At 67.4% G+C, this 21,527-nt stretch carries 17 protein-coding genes; 8 read left to right on the forward strand and 9 right to left on the reverse strand.

The features are described from left to right. Positions 1-6: 6 nt before the first annotated feature. On the reverse strand, positions 7-1,437 hold the full coding sequence (locus N0B71_RS20265; RefSeq protein WP_259754524.1) for an ArnT family glycosyltransferase: 1,431 nt from the start codon (positions 1,435-1,437) through the stop codon (positions 7-9). Between the two features lie 115 nt (positions 1,438-1,552). Here N0B71_RS20265 and N0B71_RS20270 point away from each other — a divergent pair, with 115 nt between their 5' ends. Together N0B71_RS20270 and N0B71_RS20275 are read left to right on the forward strand one after the other, a co-directional pair. Next, positions 1,553-2,593 carry a metallophosphoesterase gene (locus tag N0B71_RS20270; RefSeq protein ID WP_259754525.1) on the forward strand — a complete coding sequence of 347 codons (1,041 nt, stop codon included), beginning with the start codon at positions 1,553-1,555 and terminating at the stop codon, positions 2,591-2,593. 119 nt (positions 2,594-2,712) lie between these two features. Further along, complete coding sequence (locus tag N0B71_RS20275; protein ID WP_259754526.1) at positions 2,713-4,785, forward strand: putative bifunctional diguanylate cyclase/phosphodiesterase; 2,073 nt, start codon at positions 2,713-2,715, stop codon at positions 4,783-4,785. Here the strand turns inward: N0B71_RS20275 and N0B71_RS20280 are convergent. After that, entirely contained in the window at positions 4,782-5,648 is an 867-nt protein-coding gene (locus N0B71_RS20280) for a LysR substrate-binding domain-containing protein (protein WP_259754527.1), read from the reverse strand. The two genes, N0B71_RS20275 and N0B71_RS20280, sit on opposite strands and share 4 nt — an antisense overlap. A 120-nt stretch (positions 5,649-5,768) precedes the next feature. Between N0B71_RS20280 and N0B71_RS20285 the strand changes: the two genes are divergently transcribed. The 3 genes from N0B71_RS20285 to N0B71_RS20295 are packed head-to-tail and all read left to right on the forward strand — an operon-like array spanning position 5,769 to position 8,112. After that, positions 5,769-6,422, forward strand: a complete 654-nt coding sequence (locus N0B71_RS20285) for an ankyrin repeat domain-containing protein (protein ID WP_259754528.1) — start codon at positions 5,769-5,771, stop codon at positions 6,420-6,422. Between the two features lie 17 nt (positions 6,423-6,439). After that, a complete protein-coding gene (locus N0B71_RS20290; RefSeq protein WP_259754530.1) occupies positions 6,440-6,895 on the forward strand; it encodes a nucleoside deaminase in 456 nt (151 codons plus the stop codon). Next, positions 6,892-8,112, forward strand: a complete 1,221-nt coding sequence (locus N0B71_RS20295; RefSeq protein ID WP_259754531.1) for a CynX/NimT family MFS transporter — start codon at positions 6,892-6,894, stop codon at positions 8,110-8,112. Before N0B71_RS20290 ends, N0B71_RS20295 begins: the two co-directional genes overlap by 4 nt. A 102-nt stretch (positions 8,113-8,214) precedes the next feature. On the opposite strand, the gene N0B71_RS20300 is transcribed toward N0B71_RS20295, so the two are convergent. From N0B71_RS20300 to N0B71_RS20325, 6 genes are all read right to left on the reverse strand, one after another. Further along, positions 8,215-8,415: a hypothetical protein gene (locus tag N0B71_RS20300; RefSeq protein ID WP_259754533.1), complete on the reverse strand. Its 201-nt coding sequence runs from the start codon at positions 8,413-8,415 to the stop codon at positions 8,215-8,217. A gap of 117 nt (positions 8,416-8,532) precedes the next feature. Then, complete coding sequence (locus N0B71_RS20305; protein ID WP_259754534.1) at positions 8,533-8,727, reverse strand: hypothetical protein; 195 nt, start codon at positions 8,725-8,727, stop codon at positions 8,533-8,535. Between the two features lie 263 nt (positions 8,728-8,990). Next, positions 8,991-10,403, reverse strand: coding sequence for an efflux transporter outer membrane subunit (locus N0B71_RS20310; protein ID WP_259759635.1), 1,413 nt, complete (start codon positions 10,401-10,403; stop codon positions 8,991-8,993). 20 nt (positions 10,404-10,423) lie between these two features. Next, on the reverse strand, positions 10,424-13,624 hold the full coding sequence (locus N0B71_RS20315; protein ID WP_259754535.1) for an efflux RND transporter permease subunit: 3,201 nt from the start codon (positions 13,622-13,624) through the stop codon (positions 10,424-10,426). A gap of 248 nt (positions 13,625-13,872) precedes the next feature. After that, positions 13,873-15,108 carry a multidrug efflux RND transporter periplasmic adaptor subunit MexE gene (gene mexE, locus N0B71_RS20320; protein ID WP_259754536.1) on the reverse strand — a complete coding sequence of 412 codons (1,236 nt, stop codon included), beginning with the start codon at positions 15,106-15,108 and terminating at the stop codon, positions 13,873-13,875. 648 nt (positions 15,109-15,756) lie between these two features. Further along, the gene (locus N0B71_RS20325) at positions 15,757-16,671 is read right to left on the reverse strand and encodes a LysR family transcriptional regulator (protein WP_259754537.1); all 915 of its coding nucleotides are present in this window, start codon (positions 16,669-16,671) and stop codon (positions 15,757-15,759) included. Between the two features lie 313 nt (positions 16,672-16,984). Here N0B71_RS20325 and N0B71_RS20330 point away from each other — a divergent pair, with 313 nt between their 5' ends. The 3 genes from N0B71_RS20330 to N0B71_RS20340 all read left to right on the forward strand — a co-directional run bounded on the left by N0B71_RS20330 (position 16,985) and on the right by N0B71_RS20340 (position 21,146). Next, on the forward strand, positions 16,985-18,004 hold the full coding sequence (locus tag N0B71_RS20330; protein WP_259754538.1) for a zinc-dependent alcohol dehydrogenase family protein: 1,020 nt from the start codon (positions 16,985-16,987) through the stop codon (positions 18,002-18,004). A 428-nt stretch (positions 18,005-18,432) separates the two neighbouring features. Further along, positions 18,433-18,891, forward strand: coding sequence for a (2Fe-2S)-binding protein (locus N0B71_RS20335; RefSeq protein WP_026078846.1), 459 nt, complete (start codon positions 18,433-18,435; stop codon positions 18,889-18,891). A gap of 11 nt (positions 18,892-18,902) precedes the next feature. After that, a complete protein-coding gene (locus N0B71_RS20340) occupies positions 18,903-21,146 on the forward strand; it encodes a xanthine dehydrogenase family protein molybdopterin-binding subunit (protein ID WP_259754539.1) in 2,244 nt (747 codons plus the stop codon). A 71-nt stretch (positions 21,147-21,217) separates the two neighbouring features. Here the strand turns inward: N0B71_RS20340 and ptrC are convergent, their stop codons facing one another. Further along, complete coding sequence (ptrC, locus tag N0B71_RS20345; protein WP_259754540.1) at positions 21,218-21,418, reverse strand: type III secretion system co-regulatory protein PtrC; 201 nt, start codon at positions 21,416-21,418, stop codon at positions 21,218-21,220. Positions 21,419-21,527: the final 109 nt, after the last annotated feature.

Genomic DNA, 21,527 nt, shown 5'->3' on the forward strand with positions numbered 1-21,527 from the left:
TCGCGCTTATTGATGGCCGACGAAGTAGTAGTCGCGCTCGCCGACACGGAAGCGCTGCAGCACGCTCAGCGGCGCCTGCGGCACCGTTTCGCTTTCCAGCAGGGCGATGTGCTCGCCCGGCTGGTCGAGAAAGCTCATCAGCTCTTCGCGGCTCTGCAGCGCCGGCAGCAGGCTGCGGCTGTAGAACACGCCGGCGCCGGCCAGGCGTTCGCTGGGCTGGAACAACGCCACCTGGCGGCCGGCCATCTGGTGCTGGCGGATCCGCTCGGTCAACGGCAGGAAGGATTCCTGCCGGTCGGCGCGGGGTTCGATCCAGATCGCGTAGCTCAGGTAGCTGGCGGGCACGACCAGCGCCAGGCACACGGCGGCGCTGCGCATCCGGGGTGTGGCGCGGGCCTGCCAGCGCGCCAGCAGGGCGTGGCCGTACTCGGCGGCGATCACGGCGGCCGCCGGGGCCAGCGCCATCAGGTAGACCATGCGTTTGCTCGAGGCGAGGGTGAGCAGGGCGAACTGTGCCGCCAACCACAGGCAGAAGAACAGCAGGTAGCGGTCCCGCGCCAGGCGTTTGCGGAAATGCCACAGCCCCAGGTAGAGCAGGATGTTCCACGGCAGGAAGGCTTGCGGCAGGCGCACCAGGTAGTAGTAGAACGGCTCGAAGTGCCCGGCCTCGCTGAACGAGCCATCGAAGCGCCCGACGCTGTTGGTCCAGAGGATTTCCCGCAGGGCCGCGCTGCCGCCGTCGCGGTAGAGAAACAGCAGCCAGACCAGCAGGGGCACCAGGGCGGCCAGCGTCCAGAGCAAGGGGCGCAGCCACGCCAGGACCTTCAGCCGGCGCTGGGCGAGGCTGTCCCACAGCAGGCAGGCGAAGATCACCACGCCGGGCAGGGCCAGGCCCAGGACGCCCTTGCTCAGGGTGGCGATGGCGATCCCCACGGCAAAGACCAGCCAATGGCGCATGCGCCCCGGCGGCGTGAGCCAGGTTTGCAGGAAGGCCAGCAGCGCCAGGGTCACGCCCAGGGTGAGCAGCGCGTCTTCGCCGACCTGGCGCGCATTGGCCCAGAAGCTTGCCAGGGTCATCAGCAGGAGCGAGGCGAGCAGCGCGAGCGTCGCGGGGCGGCCGACGCGCCGCAGCACGCCGTAGAGCAGCAGCACGCAGAACAGCCCGGCAAACGCCGAGGCCAGACGCACGGCCAGGGTCGTGGGGCCGAACAGGCGGATGGCGGCCACGTCCAGCCACAGGCTCAGCGGCGGTTTTTCCAGGAACGGTACACCGTTCAGGCGCGGGGTCACCCAGTCACCGTCTAGGTGCATCTCCATGGCGATACCCGCCACCCGAGGCTCGGTGGAACCCTGCAACTGATGATTGCCCAGCGCGCCGAAAAACAGCAGGCCGCCCAGTACGAGGAGCAGCAGGAAATGGCGGCGTTGCGGGGGCATGGCGAGTCCAGGGCGGGGCAGGTTGCCTGCATGTATAGGCGACATTTCGTTAACGCGGAATTAACCTTCGCGGTGCTTCACTGATTCCCTCGCCGCTCTTCACCCGAGGGTTGTCATGTCCCCGCGTCTGCCCGCGTCCCGCCCTGGCCCTCGGATTCGCCGACGCTACCTGCTGCTGGCACTGGCCGTGCTGATCCTGGTGGTCGGCTGCCTGGCCGGTTTCATGGTGCTGGTGCCGCCGGCGCCCTACGCGCCCTTGCAGGGCGAGGACCCCACCCGGGTCACCCTCATGGCGCTGGGCGACCAGGGCAGCGGCGACCTGCAGCAATGGCGCGTGGCGGAGGGCATGGAGCGCGTCGCCGAAAGCGAAGGCGGGCTGAACATGGTCCTGCTGCTGGGCGACAATTTCTACGGCAAGGCCCTGAGCGGCGTCGGCGACCCGGCCTGGCAGCTCAAGTTCGAACGCGTCTACCACGGCCGCTGGCTCAGCCGCGTGCCGTTCTACGCGGTGCTGGGCAACCACGATTACCCCGATTCCTCCGTCGTCGAGCTGGATTACGCCCGCCAGCACATGGGGTCGGGGCGCTGGCAGATGCCGGCGCCGTTCTACACCCGCGACTTTGGCGAAGTGGACGGGCGTCCGTTGCTGCGCGTGGTGTTCCTGGATACCAATGCCGATGGCGCCGGCCGCCAGCACCAGGCGGACTTCCTGCAGGAGGCCTTCGCCGCGCCCGGCCCGGCGCCGCTGTGGAAAATGGTGGTGGCGCACCACGCGCTGCGCAGCAGTGGCGGCAAGCACGGCGAGGACAGCGCCTTGCTGCAGCAATTGTTGCCAGCCATGCAGCGCAGTGGCGTGGATCTGTACCTGTCCGGCCATGAGCACAACCAGGAAGTCATCGTCCGCCCGGGCGAACCGGCCTGGCTGGTTTCCGGCGGCGGCGGCCAGACCCTGGACGGGCTCAAGCCCAGGGAACCGGCCGACGGCACGCTGTTCGCCGTCGAGCAGCACGGTTTCGCCCGGCTGGCCTTCACCGCGCAGGGCCTGCAACTGGCTTACTACGACCCGCAAGGCGCACGGGAGAAGGGCTTTACCTGGGCGCGTACCTGCCCGTGGATGGCCCAGGGCTGCCTGACGCCCGAGGACGGCGCGCAATAGGCGACGAACAGGGCCACTGGCCAGTAGTGGCGGCGCAGGGGATTTCGTTAGAATCCGGGACTTTTTGCGCGCAGGGACCGTGCGTAGCCTTCAGCGCGTGAGTCCTGCAGAGAATCCCCATGCTTACCGGTAGCTACGATCCCGCCCTCGTCCTGATCTCGCTGTGCGTCGCCATGCTGGCGTCCTACACCGCCCTGGACCTGGCCGGCCGCATCGTCACGACCCGCGGCTGGCCGGTGCTGCTGTGGATCGGCGGGGGCGGGGTGGCCATGGGCATTGGCGTGTGGTCGATGCACTTCATCGGCATGCTCGCCTTCAGCCTGCCGATCCCGCTGGGCTACGACCTCACCCTGACGCTGCTGTCGCTGGCCATCGCCGTGCTCAGCTCGGGCTTCGCCCTGGCGCTGGTCAGCCAGGACCGCCTGCCGCTCTGGCAACTGGTCTGCGGCGCGCTGGCGATGGGCGCCGGGATCAGCAGCATGCACTACCTGGGCATGCACGCGATGCTGATGCAGCCGGGCATCGACTACGACCCGACCCTTTTCGGCCTGTCCCTGCTGATCGCCGTGGCCGCCTCCGGCGCCGCGCTGTGGATCGCCTTCCGCCTGCGCCACAACACCCCCTTTGTGCGCCTGGCCCGCGCCGGCGCTGCGCTGGTGATGGGCGTGGCCATCGTCGGCATGCACTACACCGGCATGGCCGCCGCGCGCTTCCCCCTGGGCAGCTTCTGCGGTGCCTCCCCCAGCGGGCTGAACAGCGACTGGCTGGCGCTGCTGATCATCATCGTCACCCTGGCGGTGATCGGCATCGCGCTGCTCACCTCGGTGCTCGACGCGCGCCTGGAATCGCGCACCGCGCAGCTCACCTCGTCGCTGGCGCTGGCCAACCAGGAGCTGACCCAGCTCGCCCTGCACGACAACCTCACGCGCCTGCCCAACCGCATCCTGCTGGAGGACCGCATCGAGCAGCTGATCGGCAAGGTGCAGCGCAGCGGCGGGCATTTCGCGCTGATGTTCCTTGATCTCGACGGCTTCAAGCCGGTCAACGACGCCTTCGGCCACCATGTCGGCGACCTGTTGCTCAAGGCCGTGGCCCAGCGCCTGCGCGACAGCCTGCGCAGCGAAGACACCGTGGCGCGGATCGGCGGCGACGAGTTCGTGGTGCTCGCCGAGCTGGCAGACGCCGAGGATGCGGTGACCCTCGCCGGCCAGCAGATCAGCCTGCTGGCCCAGCCGTTCCAGATCGCCGGGCAGGAACTGCGCATTGCCGCCAGCGTCGGCATCGTCGTCTACCCCGGCGATGGCGCCAGCCAGCAGGAACTGCTGCGCAACGCCGACGCGGCGATGTACCACGCCAAGGGCAACGGCAAGAACGGCTACAGCTTCTTCGAACAGTCGATGAACACCAACGCGCGCAACCACCTGCAACTGCTCCACGATTTGCGCGCGGCCCTGGAGCGCCGCGAGTTCACCCTGCATTACCAGCCCAAGTTCGCCGCCAGCGGCGAGCCGATCGGCGCCGAGGCGCTGTTGCGCTGGCAGCATCCGCAACGCGGTTTGCTGATGCCCGACACCTTCATCGCCCTGGCCGAGCGCACCGGGTTGATCATTCCCATCGGCGACTGGGTGCTGGACGAAGCCTGCCGGCAGATGCGCCAGTGGTACCTGCAGGGCCGCGAGAGCTGGCGGGTGGCGGTGAACCTCTCGGCCCTGCAGTTCTGCCATGCCGCGCTGGTGCAGTCGGTGGCCGACGCGCTGGCGCGCCACCAGTTGCCGGCGCGCTGCCTGACCCTGGAGATCACTGAGACCACCGCCATGCGCGATGCCGACTCCAGCCTGGAAATCCTCGGCAGGTTGTCGCAGATGGGGGTGGACCTCTCCATCGACGACTTCGGCACCGGCTACTCCAGCCTGCTGTACTTGAAGCGCCTGCCGGCCAACGAGCTGAAGATCGACCGCGGCTTCGTCCGCGACCTGGAGCAGGACAGCGACGATGCCGCCATCGTCTCGGCCATCGTTGCCCTGGGCCAGGCGCTGGACCTGCGGATTGTCGCCGAGGGGGTGGAAACCTCCGGCCAGCAGCACTTCCTCACGCGCCTGGGGTGCGATTCGCTGCAGGGCTTCCTGCTCGGCAAGCCGGTGCCGGCCGAGCAACTGATCGAACGTCTCGGCGCGCCGGCGGGCGCCTCCTAGTCCGCCGGTGTGACGGCCGCCAGCTGCGTGCACAGCGCACGCAACTGCTCGCACAGGCTGCGCCCGGCGCTGCCCAGCTCCGGACGCGCATACAGCGCCAGCTCCAGCCCCTCGATGGGCGCGAAGCCGTCGCGCACGGTGAGTACCCGATGACCTTCGTGACGCCCGCGCAAGGGCAGCAGGCTGACGCCCATGCCCGCCGCCACCGCCGCCGACAGGCTCGCCAGGCTGGCGCTGCTGTAGCTGATGCGCCAGCGTCGGCCGCCGGCCTCCAGGGCGTGGATCATTTCCTGGCGATACAGCGCACCCAGGGGGAATACCACCAGCGGCAGCGGGTCGCGTGCGGCAGCCGGCGTGGCGGCACTGTCCTGCCAGGCCAGGGGTTCGGGCCAGTGGGCGAGGCAATCGCTGTCCGCGCCCCATTGCTTGACCAGCGCCAGGTCCAGCTCGCCGCTGCGGTACTGGCGCAGCAGCTCCTGGCTGAGCCCGCTGGAAACCTCCAGGCGCAAGCGTGGACGTTCGGCGCTGAAGGCCGCCAGCAGCGGCATCATCCGTTCGCCGGCGAAGTCTTCCGGCATCCCCAGGCGCAGCACGCCTTCGCTGTGCTCGCTGCTCAGCGCCTCGCGCGCCTGGGAGCCGAGTTCGAGGATGCGCCGCGCATAGCCGAGCAACCGCTCGCCCTGTTCGGTGGGCAGCACCTGGCGCTGGCTGCGGTCCAGCAGGCGGCAGCCCAGGCTCTGTTCCAGCCGCAGGATCTGCTGGCTGACGGTGGACTGGGTGAGGTGCAGCAGGTCGGCGGCGCGGGTGAAGTTGCCGGCATCCACCACCATCACGAAGCTGCGCAATAGGTTGGGGTCAAGCATTTCGATTCCCACTGGAAGTCATGTTTCTATTTAATTTCAGCATAGAACATCCCTTCGTCATACTGCGGGCCATTGACTGCACCTGAGTCGAGGTACCACAGCCATCGCGGGGGAGCGCCCATGGACATACCGACCGAACAGGCCGAACCGACCATCCAGACCGAGGACGTGCGCAGCCGCGCCGCCGCCGACGCCCTGCTGAAGGCCGCGGGCAGCGGCCGTGACAGCGAGGTCGCGGCGCTGCTGGCGCGCGGTGTTCCCGTGGATGTCACCGACGCCCAGGGCAACACGCCGCTGCTGCTGGCCACCGCGCAGGATCGCCTGGCGGTGGCACGGCTGCTGGTCGCCGCCGGCGCCGACGTCAACCGGCAGAACCGCATCCACGACAGCGCCTACCTGCTGGCCGGCGCCGAAGGGCGACTGGGCATCCTCCAGCTGACCCTGGCCCACGGCGCCGACCTGCGCAGCACCAACCGCTATGGCGGCACGGCGCTGATCCCGGCCTGCGAGCGCGGCCATGTGGACGTGGTGGCGGCGCTGCTGAAAGCCGGCGTCGATCCCGATCACGTCAACAAGCTGGGCTGGACCGGGCTGCTCGAAGCCATCCTGCTCAGCGACGGCGGCCCGCGTCACCAGGCCATCGTCAAACAACTCATCGAAGCCGGGGCGAACCTGAACCTGGCCGACCACGACGGCGTCACGCCGCTGCAACACGCCCGCCAGCGCAACCAGACCACCATCGCCAGGATGCTGGAAGCCGCCGGCGCGCATTGATCCACTGGAAAACTGCCATGTCACACGAAGTCTTCATGCGCGAGGCCCTGCAACTGGCCCGCGACAACATCGAGGCCGGCGGCCGCCCGTTCGGCGCCCTCGTGGTCAAGGACGGCCGGGTGATCGCCCGCGCCGCCAATTCGATCCACCTCGATGCCGACCCCACCGCCCACGCCGAGCTGCTGGCGATCCGCCGAGCCTCGGCGCACCTGGCGTCGCCGCGCCTGGAGGGCTGCGTGATCTACGCCAGCGGCCATCCGTGCCCCATGTGCCTGGCGGCCATGCACCTGTGCGGCGTGGCGGGCGCGTACTTCGCCTATTCCAACGACGATGGCGAGCCGTTCGGGCTGTCGACGGCCGCCGTCTACCAGCAGATGACCCAGCCGCCGCAATGGCAGGCTCTGCCGCTGCTTGCCCTGCGCCCCAGCGGCGAGGACGGGTTGTACGAGCGCTGGCAGGAGCGGCGCTCGTGAGTCGCGGTACAGCCGTGCCCGCGCAGGGCGAGGCGGCGGAGCGGAGCCACTCCGCCGGCTGGGTCGGCCTGCTGGTGATCGTTGCGCTGGGCATCAACCTGCGACCGATCCTCACCTCCATCGGCCCGCTGCTGGCCGATATCCACGACGCCACCGGCCTGGGCTTCCAGGGCTTGTCGATGCTCACCGTACTGCCGGTGCTGTGCATGGGCCTGTTCGCGCTGGGCCTGCCGTGGCTCGGCCCGCGCCTGGGGGAGAGCCGGGGCATGGTGGTCGGCCTGCTGGCCATCGGCGCGGCGTGCTTCTGGCGGCTGCTGCTGGACAGCGGCGTCGCCCTGATCGCCAGCGCGGTGCTCGCAGGCTGCGGCGTGGCGGTGATCCAGGCGTTCGTGCCGGGTGTGATCAAGCGCTGGTTCCCGCACAAGGTGCCGTCCGCCATGGGCCTGTATTCGGCGTCGCTGATGGCCGGCGGCGGGAGCGCCGCGGTGCTGGCGCCGGTAGTGTCGGCACACTTCCAGCGCTGGCAGGATGGCCTGGGCGCCTGGCTGCTGCTGGCGGTCGTCGGCCTGCTGCTGTGGACCGTGGCGCGCCCGCGGGAGGTACCGGTCGCCGCGGCGCCCCGGCAGAAGGCGCAGCACTACTTCGGCAGCCGCCGCGCTTGGCTGCTGGCCTTGTACTTCGGCCTCATCAATGGCGGCTACACCAGCATGGTGGCCTGGCTGCCGGTGTATTACCGCCAGCTGGGCTGGACGGCCCAGGCCAGCGGCCAGTTGATCGGCCTGATGACCATTTTCCAGGTGATCGCCGCGCTGAGCATTCCGCTGCTGATCCGCCGCTCCCTGGACCGCCGGGGCTGGCTGTGCCTGTGCCTGCTGATCCAGCTCGCCGGCTTCGCCGGGCTTATCGCCGCGCCGCTGCACCTGCCGGGCCTCTGGGTAGCGATGATCGGTTACGGCCTGGGCGCCTGCTTCGCCCTGAGCCTGACGCTGACCCTCGACCACCTCGCCGATGCCGGCGCCGCCGGGCGCCTGGCGGCGTTCGTGCAGGGCGTCGGCTTCATCGTCACCGGCATCGTGCCCTGGATCACCGGCGCACTGCGCGACAGCACCGGTAGCTTCCAGGCGTCGTGGGTCCTGCTGGCGGTGTCGGTGGTGTTGATGCTGGGCGTGACGTTGCGCTTCTCGCCCAAGGGGTATGCGCAGGCGATGCAGCGGTAGCGGGGGCGTTTGCGGATGCCCATCGCGGACGGCGTCCGCTCCTGCGCAGGTCTTGACGTAGGAGCGGACGCCGTCCGCAATCGTTTCAGGCGCGTGGTGCGGTCAGACCGAGGTGGCGAGGTAGATGCGGTAGGTGATGATCGACAGCATGCTCAGCGTGCCGACCCACATCAGGAACACGCCCACCGGGCGATGACGGACGGTGAAGCCGATGCCCAGCATGAACATCCCGAAGACGATGATGGCGAGGGTAACGAAGACCGAGGTGGGGTCCAGGGGGATGAAATGGGCGCTGGGGTCCATGGCAATTCCTTGTCTGAAAGGTCCGATATAGAAAGTCTAGGCCAGGCCAGGACCGAACTCCTTTGATCCCTGGCAATTCGCTGCGGATGATAACGGCGCAGGGCGCCAGGCCCAAGTTCAGGTCCTCATCAGGTGCCTGCCCTTGCCGGTGAGGATGAGCTGCAGGCCGCGCAGTTCGACGAAACCCAGGTGCACCAGCAACTGCTTGAGCCGGGGGTGGATGACATCGCCGCGGCGTACCGCGTGGAGCAGCTGACAGAGTTCCGCGTCACTGGATGGGGATGGACTTCCCTCGACCTTCTCGTTGAACACCGGTCGGACTTCCCTGATTTCTTATGTCAGCGAATTCTGAATCTGAACCAGAGTCAGCTTATTACCATTTGCTATCGGAAAATACTGATAGATATCTAGGTTTCTGACAGATTCTTCAGCCTTTTCCTGAGGTTTAGGAGTTCCCACGTCGATCGAGGCTGGCAGCGCAATCGCCATGAAACGCGCGCCATAAAAAAGCCCCACGGTCCGGAGCGTCAGACCGCAGGGCCAAGGTCGAGAGAATCCCGACCGGGGAGGATCGATCAGGCCGCGGGTGTCGGCTGCCAGCCGCCGCCCAGGGCCTTGTAGATCGCCACGATGCCGCGATACACGTCCACTTCCGCCAGGGCCTGGGCGTCCTCGGCGGCCAGCTGTTCGCGCTCGGCGTCCAGCAGGTTGAGGAAGTCCACGGTGCCCTCGCGGTATTGCAGGCCGGCTTGTTGCGCGGCGTTGCGGCTGGCTTCGGACTGGCGCACCAGCGACACCAGGCGCTGCTGCCGCTTGCCATAGTCGCTGAAGGCGTTCGACGACTCTTCCAGGGCCAGCAGGACCTGCTGCTCGTAGGTCGCCAGGGCGCCATCGGCGTCGGCCTTGGCGGCGCGCAGGCGAGCCCGCACGCTGCCCAGGTCGAAGGCCGCCCAGGTGATGCTCGGGGCCACGCCCCAGGCGCTGGCGGCGGACGAGCCGATCTGCGAACCACGCCCGGCGGTGTAGCCGAGGAAGCCGCCGAGGCTGACTTTCGGGAACAGGTCGGCGGTGGCCACGCCCACGTCCGCGGTAGCGGCAGCCAGGCGGCGTTCGGCGGAGGCGACGTCCGGCCGGCGACGCAGCAGCTCGCCGGGGTCGCCAATGGGCAGGGCCTTGGCGATGGCCGGCAGTTTCTTCGGCGACAGGTCCACGCTCAGCGCGTCCGGGCGCTGGCCGAGGAGGGTGGCGATGCGGTTGCGCTGGCGCACTTCCTCGGCCTGCAATTGCGGCACGCTGGCTTCGGTGGAGGCCAGGCGCGCTTCGGCGCGCTGCACGTCCAGCTCGCTGCCGACGCCGGCGTCGCGCAGCTGGATGGTCAGGTCGCGGGATTCGCGCTGGTTCTCCAGGTTGCTCCTGGCGATGCTCTCGCGCAGTTGAGCGCCGCGCAGCTGACCGTAGGCATCGGCCAGCTCGGCGATCAGGCTCACCTGCAACTGCTGCAGGTCGGCGACGATGGCCTCGCTCTGTGCGTCGCTGGATTCCAGCTGGCGACGCACGCGGCCGAACAGGTCGACTTCCCAGATCATGTCCAGACCCAGGTCGTAGCGCTCCTGGTTGACCCGGTCGTCGGTCTGGCCGGGCACCTGGCCCTTGCCGACCTGGCCTTCGGCGCGGCTGGTGACCGTGGGGAAGCGGTCATTGGCCACGTCGTCGCGGATCGCCCGCGATGCCAGCACGCGGGCATAGGCCACGCGCAGCTCGCGGTTTTCCTTCAGCGCCTGGTCGACCAGCTGGGTCAGCACCGGGTCGTCGAACTGCTTCCACCAGGCGTCCTCGAAGCGGCTGCGGTCGTAGTCATTGGCCTGGGCATTGCTGTCCAGGTGCGCCGGCGCGGTGTCCGGCTTCTGGTAGTCGGGGCCGACCATGCACGCGCTGAGGGCCAGCGCGAGCAGGGTGGGGACGAACAGTTTCACGGCACTCTTGCTCATAGCATTGATGGTGATGACGCTCATGCCTGGTGGGCCTCGTGGTTCTGGGCGATGCGCGCTTGGTGCGCCTGTTTCTTCGCTTCACGGGCTTCCATGAAGCGGCGGATCAGCACATAGAAGACCGGGGTCAGCAGCAGGCCGAAGAAGGTCACGCCGAGCATCCCGGAGAACACCGCGACCCCCATGGCGTGGCGCATTTCAGCGCCGGCGCCGGACGACAGCACCAGGGGCACCACGCCCATGATGAAGGCGATGGAGGTCATCAGGATCGGCCGCAGACGCAGGCGGCAGGCTTCCAGCACCGCGCTCAGGCGGTCCATGCCTTCGTCCTGCTTGTCCTTGGCGAACTCGACGATGAGGATCGCGTTCTTGCACGCCAGGCCCACCAGTACGATCAGGCCGATCTGGGTGAAGATGTTGTTGTCACCACCGGACAGGATCACGCCCGCGATGGCCGACAGCAGGGTCATCGGCACGATCAGGATCACCGCCAGCGGCAGGCCCCAGCTTTCGTACAGCGCGGCCAGCACGAGGAAGGCGAGCAGCACGCAGAGCGGGAACACGTACACCGCGGAGTTGCCGGCGAGGATCTGCTGGTAGGTCAGCTCGGTCCATTCGTAGGTCATGCCATTGGGCAGTTCTTGCTTGAGCAGGCGCTCGATGGCGGCCTCGGCCTGGCCGGAGCTGTAGCCCGGTGCGGCGGCGCCGTTGATCTCGGCCGTGATGAAGCCGTTGTAGTGCATCACGCGGTCGGGGCCGGCGGTGTCGCTGATCTTGATGAAGGTGGCCAGCGGGACCATTTCACCCAGGTTGTTGCGCACCTTCAGCTGGCCGATCTGCTCGGGTTCCAGACGGAACTGCTGCTCGCCCTGGACGTTCACCTGGTAGGTGCGGCCGAAGCGGTTGAAGTCGTTCGCGTACAGCGAGCCCAGGTAGACCTGCAGGGTGTCGAAGATGTCGCTGATCGCAACCCCGTGGGTCTTGGCCTTCTCGCGGTCGATGGCGGCATCCACCTGCGGCACGTTCACCTGGTAGCTGGTGAACACCGACATGGGGTTGAGCTCCGGCAGCGCGCGGGCCTTGTTGAGGATGTTCTGGGTCTGCGCGTAGAGCTCCTCGTAACCGGCGTTGCCGCGGTCCTCGATCTGCAGGCGGAAGCCGCCGATGGTCCCCAGCCCCTGTACAGGCGGCGGCGGGAAGATCGCGATGTAGGCGTCCTGGATGTCCGCGAACTGCTTGTTCAGCTCGGCGGCGATCTCGTTGGCCGACATGCCCGGGCCCTTGCGCTCGCTGAAGTCCTTGAGCGGGGTGAAGACGATGCCGCTGTTGGGGCTGTTGGTGAAGCCGTTGATCGACAGGCCCGGGAAGGACACGGTGTGCTCGATGCCCGGGTGCTTGCCGGCGATTTCCGACATGCGCTTGATCACCGCTTCGGTGCGGTCCAGGGTGGCGGCGTCGGGCAGTTGCGCGAAGGCCACCAGGTACTGCTTGTCCTGCTGCGGCACGAAGCCGGTGGGGGTGCTGGAGAAGCCCAGGTAGGTCAGGCCGATCAACCCGGCATACAGCAGCAGCGCGATGGAGCTGCCACGCAGCACGCGGGTGACGGTGCCGACATAGCCATGGCTGGCGCGGTCGAAGAAGCGGTTGAACGGACGGAACAGCCAGCCGCCCAGCAGCTTGTCCAGCAGCACCGAGAAGCGGTCCTTGGGCTCGTGGTGCCCCTTGAGCAGCACGGCGGACAGCGCCGGCGACAGGGTCAGCGAGTTGAACGCGGAGATCACCGTGGAGATCGCGATGGTCAGCGCGAACTGCCGGTAGAACTGCCCGGTGAGGCCGGAGATGAACGCGGTCGGGATGAACACGGCGCACAGCACCAGCGCGGTGGCGATGATCGGCCCGGTCACTTCCTTCATGGCGCGCTTGGTCGCCTCCACAGGCGTGAGGCCCAGCCCGATGTTCCGCTCGACGTTCTCCACCACCACGATGGCGTCGTCCACCACGATGCCGATGGCCAGTACCAGGCCGAACAGCGACAGCGCGTTGAGCGAGAAGCCGAAGGCGTGCATCACCGCGAAGGTGCCGATCAGCGATACCGGTACGGCGGCCAGCGGGATGATCGAGGCGCGCCAGGTCTGCAGGAACAGCACGACCACCAGCACCACCAGGATCAGCGCTTCGAACAGGGTGTGGACCACCGCCTCGATGGAGCCGCGCACGAAGATGGTCGGGTCATAGACGATGGAATAGTCCACGCCCTGGGGGAAGTCCTTCTTCAGCTCGGCCATCTTCTCGCGCACCAGGTTGGAGATGGCGATGGCGTTGGAGCCGGGACGCTGGAAGATCGGGATGGCGACCGCCGGCTGGTTGTCCAGCAGCGAACGCAGCGCGTACTGGCTGGAGCCGAGTTCGACCCGGGCGATGTCCTTCAGGCGGGTGATCTCGCCGTCCGGGCCGCTGCGGATGATGATGTTCTCGAACTCTTCCTCGGTGACCAGGCGGCCCTGGGTGTTGATCGACAGCTGGAAGCTGGTGTCGCTCGGCGAGGGCGGGGCGCCCAGGGCACCGGCGGCCACCTGGCGGTTCTGCTCGCGGATCGCGGCGACCACATCGGTGGCGGTGAGGTTGCGCGAGGCCACCTTGTTCGGGTCCAGCCAGACGCGCAGGGAGTAGTCGCCCATGCCGAACAGCTGCACGTCGCCCACGCCGTCCAGGCGCGCCAGCTCATCCTTGATGTTGAGGATGGCGTAGTTGGACAGGTAGAGCATGTCGTAGCGGTTATCCGGCGAGGTCAGGTGCACGACCATGGTCAGGTCGGGCGAGGCCTTGTCGACGGTGATGCCGATCCGCGTGACTTCCTCGGGCAGCTTGGGCTGCGTGCGGGTCACGCGGTTCTGCACCTGCACCTGCGCGTTGTCCAGGTCGGTGCCCAGGGCGAAGGTGATGGTGAGGGTCATCTTGCCGTCGGCAGTGGACTGCGAGGACATGTAGAGCATGTTCTCGACGCCGGTGATGGCCTGTTCCAGCGGCGCGGCGACGGTCTCGCCGATCACCTTGGGGTTGGCGCCGGGGAAGTTGGCGCGCACCACCACGGTGGGGGGCACCACTTCGGGGTATTCGCTGATCGGTAGCTGGAACAGCGAGATGGCCCCGCCGATCAGGATGATCAGCGAGAGCACGGCGGCGAAGATCGGCCGCTGGATGAAGAATTGCGAAAAGTTCATGGCTGGTTCCTGTCGCGAACGCATGGTTCGCCAAACCCGGGACAAAGGTCACCCAAGGCCCTGGTGGGAGAAGGGCCTGGCACATCATTCATGGTGAGTTCGTCGATGATCCGCCTGCGCTTGCCCAGACTGCGTTGGCCGTCGGTTCGCAATGCTCATTCACTCCAGTGAACTGCGCTTGCTTACCGTCTTCCGCCTGGCCTGGCCTGCGCTCGGCAGGGTGCTCGATGAACTCGTACGGGTTGGGGTCAGCCGCGCGGCGCGCCCGGCTTGGCCGATTTCTCGGCGACCTTCGGCGCCTCGAAGCTCTCCAGCGCACGACGCTGGTCTTCGAGCTTGGCGAGGGTCGACTGGCTGGCCATCTCGACACCCTGGGCATCGACCTGGGCACCCGGGCGAACCCGTTGCAGGCCGTTGACCACGATGCGGTCACCCTTGGCCAGGCCGCTGCGGACGATGCGCAGGCCTTCGAGTTTCGGCCCCAGCTCGATGCCGCGGTACTGCACCTTGCTGTCCTTGTCGAGCACCAGCACGAATTTCTTGCCCAGGTCTGTGCCGACCGCTTCGTCCTTGATCAGCGCGGCGGGGTAGGTGCCGCTGCCGACCAGCTTGATGCGGGCGTACAGGCCGGGGGTGAACTGGTTGGCGGCGTTGTCGAACACGGCGCGGCCACGGATGGTGCCGGTCTTGGGGTTGACCTGGTTGTCGAGGAAGTCCAGGCGCCCCTGGTGCGGGAAGCCGTCCTCGCCGGTCAGGCCCAGGTACACCGGGCTGGTGCCGCGGGCGTCCGGGCCACCCTTGCGGGCGAGGTCCACGTACTTGAGGTAGACGCGCTCGTCGGCGTCGAAGTACGCGTAGACCTTGTCGGTGGAGACCAGGGTGGTCAGCACGCTTTCGCCGCTGTTCACCAGGTTGCCGGCGGTGACTTCGGCGCGCGAGACGCGGCCGTCGATGGGCGCGGTGATCTGGGTGAACGACAGGTTCAGGCGGGCGTTGTCCAGTTCCGCCTGGGTCGCGGCGACCACGGCCTTGGCCTCGGTGGCGGCGGCGGTGCGGGCGTCGGCGAGTTCCGCGGAAATGGCGTTGGTGGCGCGCAGGCGCTCGCCACGGGAGGCTTCGTTGGCGGTGCGGGTCTGGTTGGCGCGGGCCTGTTGCAGCTGGGCTTCCAGGCGATGCACCTCGGCCTGGAACGGCCGCGGGTCGATCTGGAACAGCAGGTCGCCTTTCTTCACCAGGGCGCCTTCGCGGAAGGCGACGCGGTCGATGTAGCCGGAGACGCGTGGGCGCAGTTCGACGGATTCCGGAGCCTCCAGGCGGCCGGTGAACTCGTCCCATTCGTTGATCGGTTGCTCGATGACATCCGCCACGCTGACCTTGGGGGCGGCCATGTTCTGGGCTGCCTCCTGGCCCTTGCCGCACGCGCTGAGAACCAGCACGGCGGCCAACGCCAACGGAATACGCAAGGTGTTCAGATTTCGCTCCATGGAAAGGACTCCGGCGATCTAATTGATTTTGGGATTTCTGATGGAGCGGAGTCTGCGCAAGGGGGCGCCTGGGAACTAATCGAACGAGCAGATTTTGATTATCACGCGCAGTGATAAATGCTTTTGCACTATGCGTACGAATAGATAGAAGGAACGGGCACGGGGATTGCCCGCCAGCGCGGCGTTTCCCTGTAGGAGCAATTGTCTTTCTCTGAAAACCCGTACCGGCTATTCCCCTCTCCCTAACCCTCTCCCTGAAGGGAGTGGGGACCGTATGGTGCAGGATGAAACCTCGGCATCAGCCGGCACGGACAGCTCCCTCTCCCTTCAGGGAGAGGGCGGGGGAGAGGGTATGCCCCGGCGAAATACTTCAGGTAGGAGCGGGCCTCGCCCGCGACCGCGCGCATGGCTCGCTCCTACATGTGACGTAGGGGAAATAACGCCTCGGGCGTCATCCGCCGCGACATTACCGGCGGATAACCTGTTCCAGGTTATGCGCCCTACGGCCTGAGCCTCCCTGTGGGGCTCTTCGCAGGAGCGAGGGGGACGCCATCGTTATTGCTCGCGAAGCTTTTCCACCCGATGCACCGTGCCGTGCGGGTTCGCGAGCAAGCTCGCTCCTACAAGGTCAGCTTACGTAGGGCGGTGTCAGAGACTGTCCGGATCACCCACGAACATGGTGATGCGCGATCGCAGCCAGCGTTCGGCCGGGTCCTGATCCTGGGCGCCGCGCCAGACCATGGACAGCTCGGCCAGGCGGGTGGGGAAGGGCGGATCCTCGGCGCGCAGGCCGCCGGCAGCGGTCAGCGCCAGGGCCACATACTCCGGCACGGTCGCAATGATGTCGGTGCCTGCCAGCAACTGCGCCAGGCCGACGAATTGCGGCACCGCGAGCACCACCTGGCGCTTGCGGTCCATCTCGGCGAGGGTCTGGTCGACGAAGCCGTCCAGGTCGCCGGCATAGGACACCAGAGCGTGCGGACGCGCGCAGTAATCATCGAGGGTCAGCGCGCCGGGGATCGAGTCGGCGCGCAGGATCTTCCAGGTGCTGCGGCGCAGGGTCTTGCGCTTGGCGTTGGCCGGCAGCTCGTCGGTGTAGCTCACGCCCACGGAGATTTCCCCGGAGGCCAGCAACTGCGGCATCAGCAGGTAGTTGGCGCGGCGCACCACCAGGGTAATGCCCGGGGCTTCCGAGCGCAGGCGGCGCAGCAGCGGCGGCAGCAGGCCGAACTCCACGTCGTCGGACAGGCCGATGCGGAACACCGCCTTGCTGGTGGCCGGGTCGAAGTCGGCGGCGCGGCTCAGGGCGGTGGAGATGGAGTCCAGCGCCGGCGAAAGGTGGCCGAAGATCTCCTGCGCCCGCGCAGTGGGTTCCATGCTGCGCCCGGTGCGCACGAACAGCGGGTCGTCGAACAGACCGCGCAGGCGCGCCAGGGCCGCACTGATCGCCGGCTGGCCGAGGAACAGCTTCTCGGCGGCGCGGGTCACGCTGCGCTCATGCATCAGCGTCTCGAAAACGATCAACAGGTTGAGGTCAACCTTGCGGAGGTCGTTGCGGTTCATGGGGACTCCCTGGCGATGGGGGAAAAGTGAGGCCGAGCGTGTCCTGAGTCAAGTCTGTCAGATAAGTCCTTGATCAATTTCCACTTTTTTATTGAGAATCTTGCCACGGCAGTGTGGTCGGACGCTGTAAGGAAAGCGCCGCCCCGGTTCCGCCCGCAGTCCCGTCGCAGAGCCTTGCAGCCGCGCCGGACAAGGCTTGCGCGGCAGGCCGAATCATCGCCATTTATGTCAACTATCAACGGTGAACGGTGGCGTCACCCTTAAAGCCCGGATAGAGTCCGTGGCTATGAGCACTACTAAGGCGAGGTATGTGATGTCCCGCATGATCCGTTTCCACCAGTTCGGTGACGCCTCGGTCCTGAAGATCGAGGAAATGCCGACCCCGCAACCGGGGCCGGGTGAAGTGCTGGTCCGTACCCAGGCACTGGGCGTCAGTTGGCGCGACGTGCTCTGGCGGCAGAACCTCGCCCCGGATCAGGCCAAGCTGCCGGCGGGCATCGGTTATGAACTTTCCGGCATCGTCGAAGCCGTGGGCGAGGGCGTGGAAGACCTGCAGCCCGGCGTGGCGGTGGCCAGTTTCCCGGCGAACTCGCCGAACCTGTACCCGGCCTGGGGCGACCACGTCATCGTGCCGCGCACCTCGCTGACCCGTTACCCCGAGGTGCTGAGCCCGGTCGAAGCTGCCGTGCATTACACCGGCCTGCTGTATTCCTACTTCGCCCTGGTGGAGTTGGCGCAGATCAAGCCCGGCCAGCGCGTGCTGATCACCGAGGCCGGCCATTGCCTGGCTCCCCAGGCGGTACAGCTGGCCAAGGCGCTCGGTGCCCAGGTGATCGCCACCACCAGCCACGAGGAGACCCGCGAGTTCCTCAAGGGCCTGGGGGCGGACAAGATCATCTACACCGAGGAGCAGGACCTGGTGCTGGAAGTCGAGCGCTTCACCAAGGGTGAAGGCGTGGAGATCGTCCTCGACCAGTGCGCCGGCCCGCAGATGAAGCTGCTGGGTGACGTGGCCGCGCAGCGCGGCAAGCTGATCCTCTACGGCATCAACGGCGGCAACGATGCGGCCTTCCCGGCCTGTGCGGCGTTCAAGAAGCACCTGCAGTTCTACCGTCACTGCGTGCTGGACTTCACCGGGCAACCGGAGATCGGCCTGACCCGCAACGACGAAGCCGTGCAACGGGCGCTGACCGCGATCAACCAGATGACCGCCGACCAGCTGCTCAAGCCGAGCATCGACCGGGTGTTCGATTTCGCCCAGTACCGCGACGCCAACTACTACATGGAAACCTGCCCGAGCGGCGGCCGTGTGGTGATGAAGATGCCGGAGTGATCGGGTATCGGTAACTGAAAAAGCCACTCTTCGGAGTGGCTTTTTTATGCGCGCGGGATTCCTGGTATCCCTGTAGGAGCGAGCTTGCTCGCGGACAGGGTTTCCGGCCACACCTGCGTCAGACGGGTTCGCGAGCAAGCTCGCTCCTACAAAAGCGGAGAAAGGCGTTTTGCCTTAACCGTCGGAGCGGACTCCGTCCGCGATCGCTCTCCGCAAACGCCGACCCCATCCTGTGCAGTATCAGGCAAGGCTTGGGAGAACCAGGCAAACCGCTCGGCGCCTGACTCGCGTATCGTCGCGGCACGTGCCTGCGCTTGCGCCTAGGCTCAATCCATTGCGTGCCGGAGCCGCTGCGCTTCGCTCCATGTCTAGCCCCTGCTTTATGTCACCCGGCTTTTCATATCCAAGAGAATGAGGTGAACCTCCCGATGATTACCGTGAACCTGAACGGCAAGGACCACGAACTCGACGCCCCCGGCGAGATGCCGCTGCTCTGGGCCATCCGTGACGTGGCCGGGCTGACCGGCACCAAGTACGGTTGCGGCATGGCGCTGTGCGGCGCCTGCACCGTGCACATCGATGGCCAGCCGACGCGTTCCTGCGTCACCCCGCTGGCGGCGGTGGCCGGCAAGAAGATCACCACCATCGAGGCGGTCGCCGAGCAGGCTGCCGGCAAGGCGGTGCAGGAGGCCTGGCGCAAGCTCGACGTGGTGCAGTGCGGCTACTGCCAGTCCGGGCAGATCATGTCGGCCACCGCGCTGCTGGCTTCGAACAAGGCGCCCAGCGACGCCGACATCGACGCCGCCATGAGCGGCAACATCTGCCGCTGCGCCACCTATGCGCGGATTCGCGCGGCGATCCACGACGCCGCCCAGACCTTGGCTTGAGGACCGACGTCATGCTCGAACCCCGTACCGAAGAACAGCCGGCACAGCCCGGCAGCATCCTCAACGTCAGCCGCCGCAGCTTCCTGCGGGGCGCTGGCGGCCTGGCCTTGGGCATCTATTTCGCGCCGCTGCTGGGCAAGCTGGGCGACGCCCAGGCAGCCGCCGATTTCGACGCCAACGCCTTCGTGCGCATCGCCCCGGACGGCACCGTCACCGTGATCGCCAAGCACGTGGAAATGGGTCAGGGCAGTTATACCGGCCTCGCCACCCTGGTGGCCGAGGAACTGGACGCCGACTGGAACCACGTGCAGGTGGAAGGTGCCCCGGCCGACGCCAAGCGCTACGCCAACCTGGCCTTCGGCAACCTGCAGGGCACCGGCGGCAGCAACGCCATGGCCAACTCCTTCGAGCAGATGCGCAAGGCCGGCGCCAGCGCCCGCGCCATGCTGGTGGGCGCGGCGGCGGAGCAGTGGAAGGTGCCGGCGGCGCAGATCGAGGTGCATGACGGCGTCGTCAGCCACCCGGCGTCCGGGCGCAAGGCCGGCTTCGGCGAATTGGCCGAGGCTGCGGCGAAGCAGCCGGTGCCGGCGGACGTGAAGCTGAAAGACCCGAAGGACTTCAAGCTGATCGGCCAGGTCAAGCTGCCGCGCAAGGACAGCCCGTCCAAGACCGACGGCACCGCGCAGTTCACCCAGGACGTGCACCTGCCGGACATGCTGGTGGCTGTGGTGGCCCACCCGCCGCGTTTTGGCGGGGTACCGTCGAAGGTCGACGCGAGCAAGGCCAAGGCCGTGCCCGGCGTGGTCGAGGTGGTGCAGTTCCCCGGCAGCGAGCGGCGTTTCGCCGGCGTGGCGGTGCTGGCGAAGAACACCTGGGCCGCGCGCCAGGGGCGTGACGCCCTGCAGGTGGAGTGGGACGAGAGCAAGGCCTTCAAGATGGGCAGCAAGGAAATCTTCGCCCAGTACCACGACATGGCCAGCAAGCCGGGCCTGGTGGCGCGCAACGAGGGCGATATCGGCAAGGCGCTGGAGAAGCCGGCGCACCTGATCGAGGCGGAGTACCAGTTCCCCTATCTGGCCCACGCGGCCATGGAGCCGCTGAACTGCGTGGTCTTCCTCAAGGAGGACGGCTGCCAGATCTGGAACGGCGAGCAGTGGCAGACCGGCGACCAGATGTCGGTGGCGCAGCTGCTGGGCATCCCGCCCGAGCAGGTGAGCATCACCCAGCTGTACGCCGGCGGCAGCTTCGGCCGCCGCGCAAACCCGCATTCGGACTACGTGCTCGAAGCGGTGGCCATCGCCAAGGCGGCCCGTGAACAGGGCGTGAAAGTGCCGATCAAGATGGTCTGGACGCGCGAAGACGACACCCGCGCCGGCTACTACCGCCCGGCCTTCCTGCACCGCGCTCGGCTGGCGGTGGACGCCCAGGGCCAGCTGGTGGGCTGGGAGCAGCGGCTGGTGGGGCAGTCCTTCATCATTGGCACGCCGTTCGAGAAGTTCATGGTCAAGGACGGCATCGACAAGATCGCCGTGGAGGGCGCCGCCGACCTGCCTTACGCCGTGCCCAACCTGCGCGTCGAGCAGGCGCTGGCGGACAACATCACGGTGCCGACCCAATGGTGGCGTTCGGTGGGCCACACCCACACGGCGTTCTCCACCGAGACGCTGATCGACGAAGCGGCCGTCGCCGCCAAGCAGGACCCGTACGAGTTCCGCCGCAAGCTGCTGGAAAAACACCCGCGGCATCGCGGCGCGCTGGAACTGGTGGCGCAGCGGGCCAACTGGCTGGCGCCGCTGGAAAAGGGCAAGGATGGCGAGCAGCGCGGCCGTGGTATCGCCGTGCACGAATCGTTCGGCAGCTACGTCGCCCAGGTCGTGGAAGTGACCTACAAGGCCGACAAGAGCTTCAAGGTGGACCGCGTGGTCTGCGCCGTGGATTGCGGCCTGGCGATCAACCCGGATGTGATCCGGGCGCAGATGGAGGGGGGCATCGGCTTCGCGTTGTCGGCGGCGCTGCACAGCGCCATCACCCTGACCGACGGCAAGGTCGACCAGTCCAACTTCCATGACTTCCAGGTATTGCGCATCAACGAGATGCCGGTGGTGGAGGTGCACATCGTGCCGTCGGCCGAGCCGCCGACCGGTGTCGGTGAACCCGGTGTGCCGCCCCTGGCGCCGGCGCTGGCCAACGCGCTGTTCGCGGCCACCGGCAAGCGCATTCGCACCCTGCCGATCGGTAACCAGCTGCAGGCGTGATGCCCGCCCCCTGACACAAATGCCCCGCACGAGCGGGGCATTTGCTTGCCAGGGTCTACGCTTTCAGAAGATCAGGCGACCAGGGCCTGCGGTTCTTGGCAGATCAGCTCACGCAGCGCGCGCCGCTCGTCGGGCAGGGTGGCTGCGCTGTGCAGGGCCAGGCCGCCGTCCCCGTCGGGCACGGCAATCTCGGTCTCGAAGTGCAATTGCACCTCGTCCAGGGTGATGTAGGTGATGCGGTAGGCCTCGGTGCTGTGCGTGGGAGTAGGCATGGTCGCAGGCTCGATGAGGGGGGAGGGCGCAGGCCCGATGGAGGCATCGTCGCGCTGAGCGGCCAAGCTCGGAAGTGAAACGCCGTGATGGTGAACATCACCGAAGGCG

Source organism: Pseudomonas sp. GCEP-101 (assembly GCF_025133575.1).
Lineage (GTDB): Bacteria > Pseudomonadota > Gammaproteobacteria > Pseudomonadales > Pseudomonadaceae > Pseudomonas > Pseudomonas nitroreducens_B.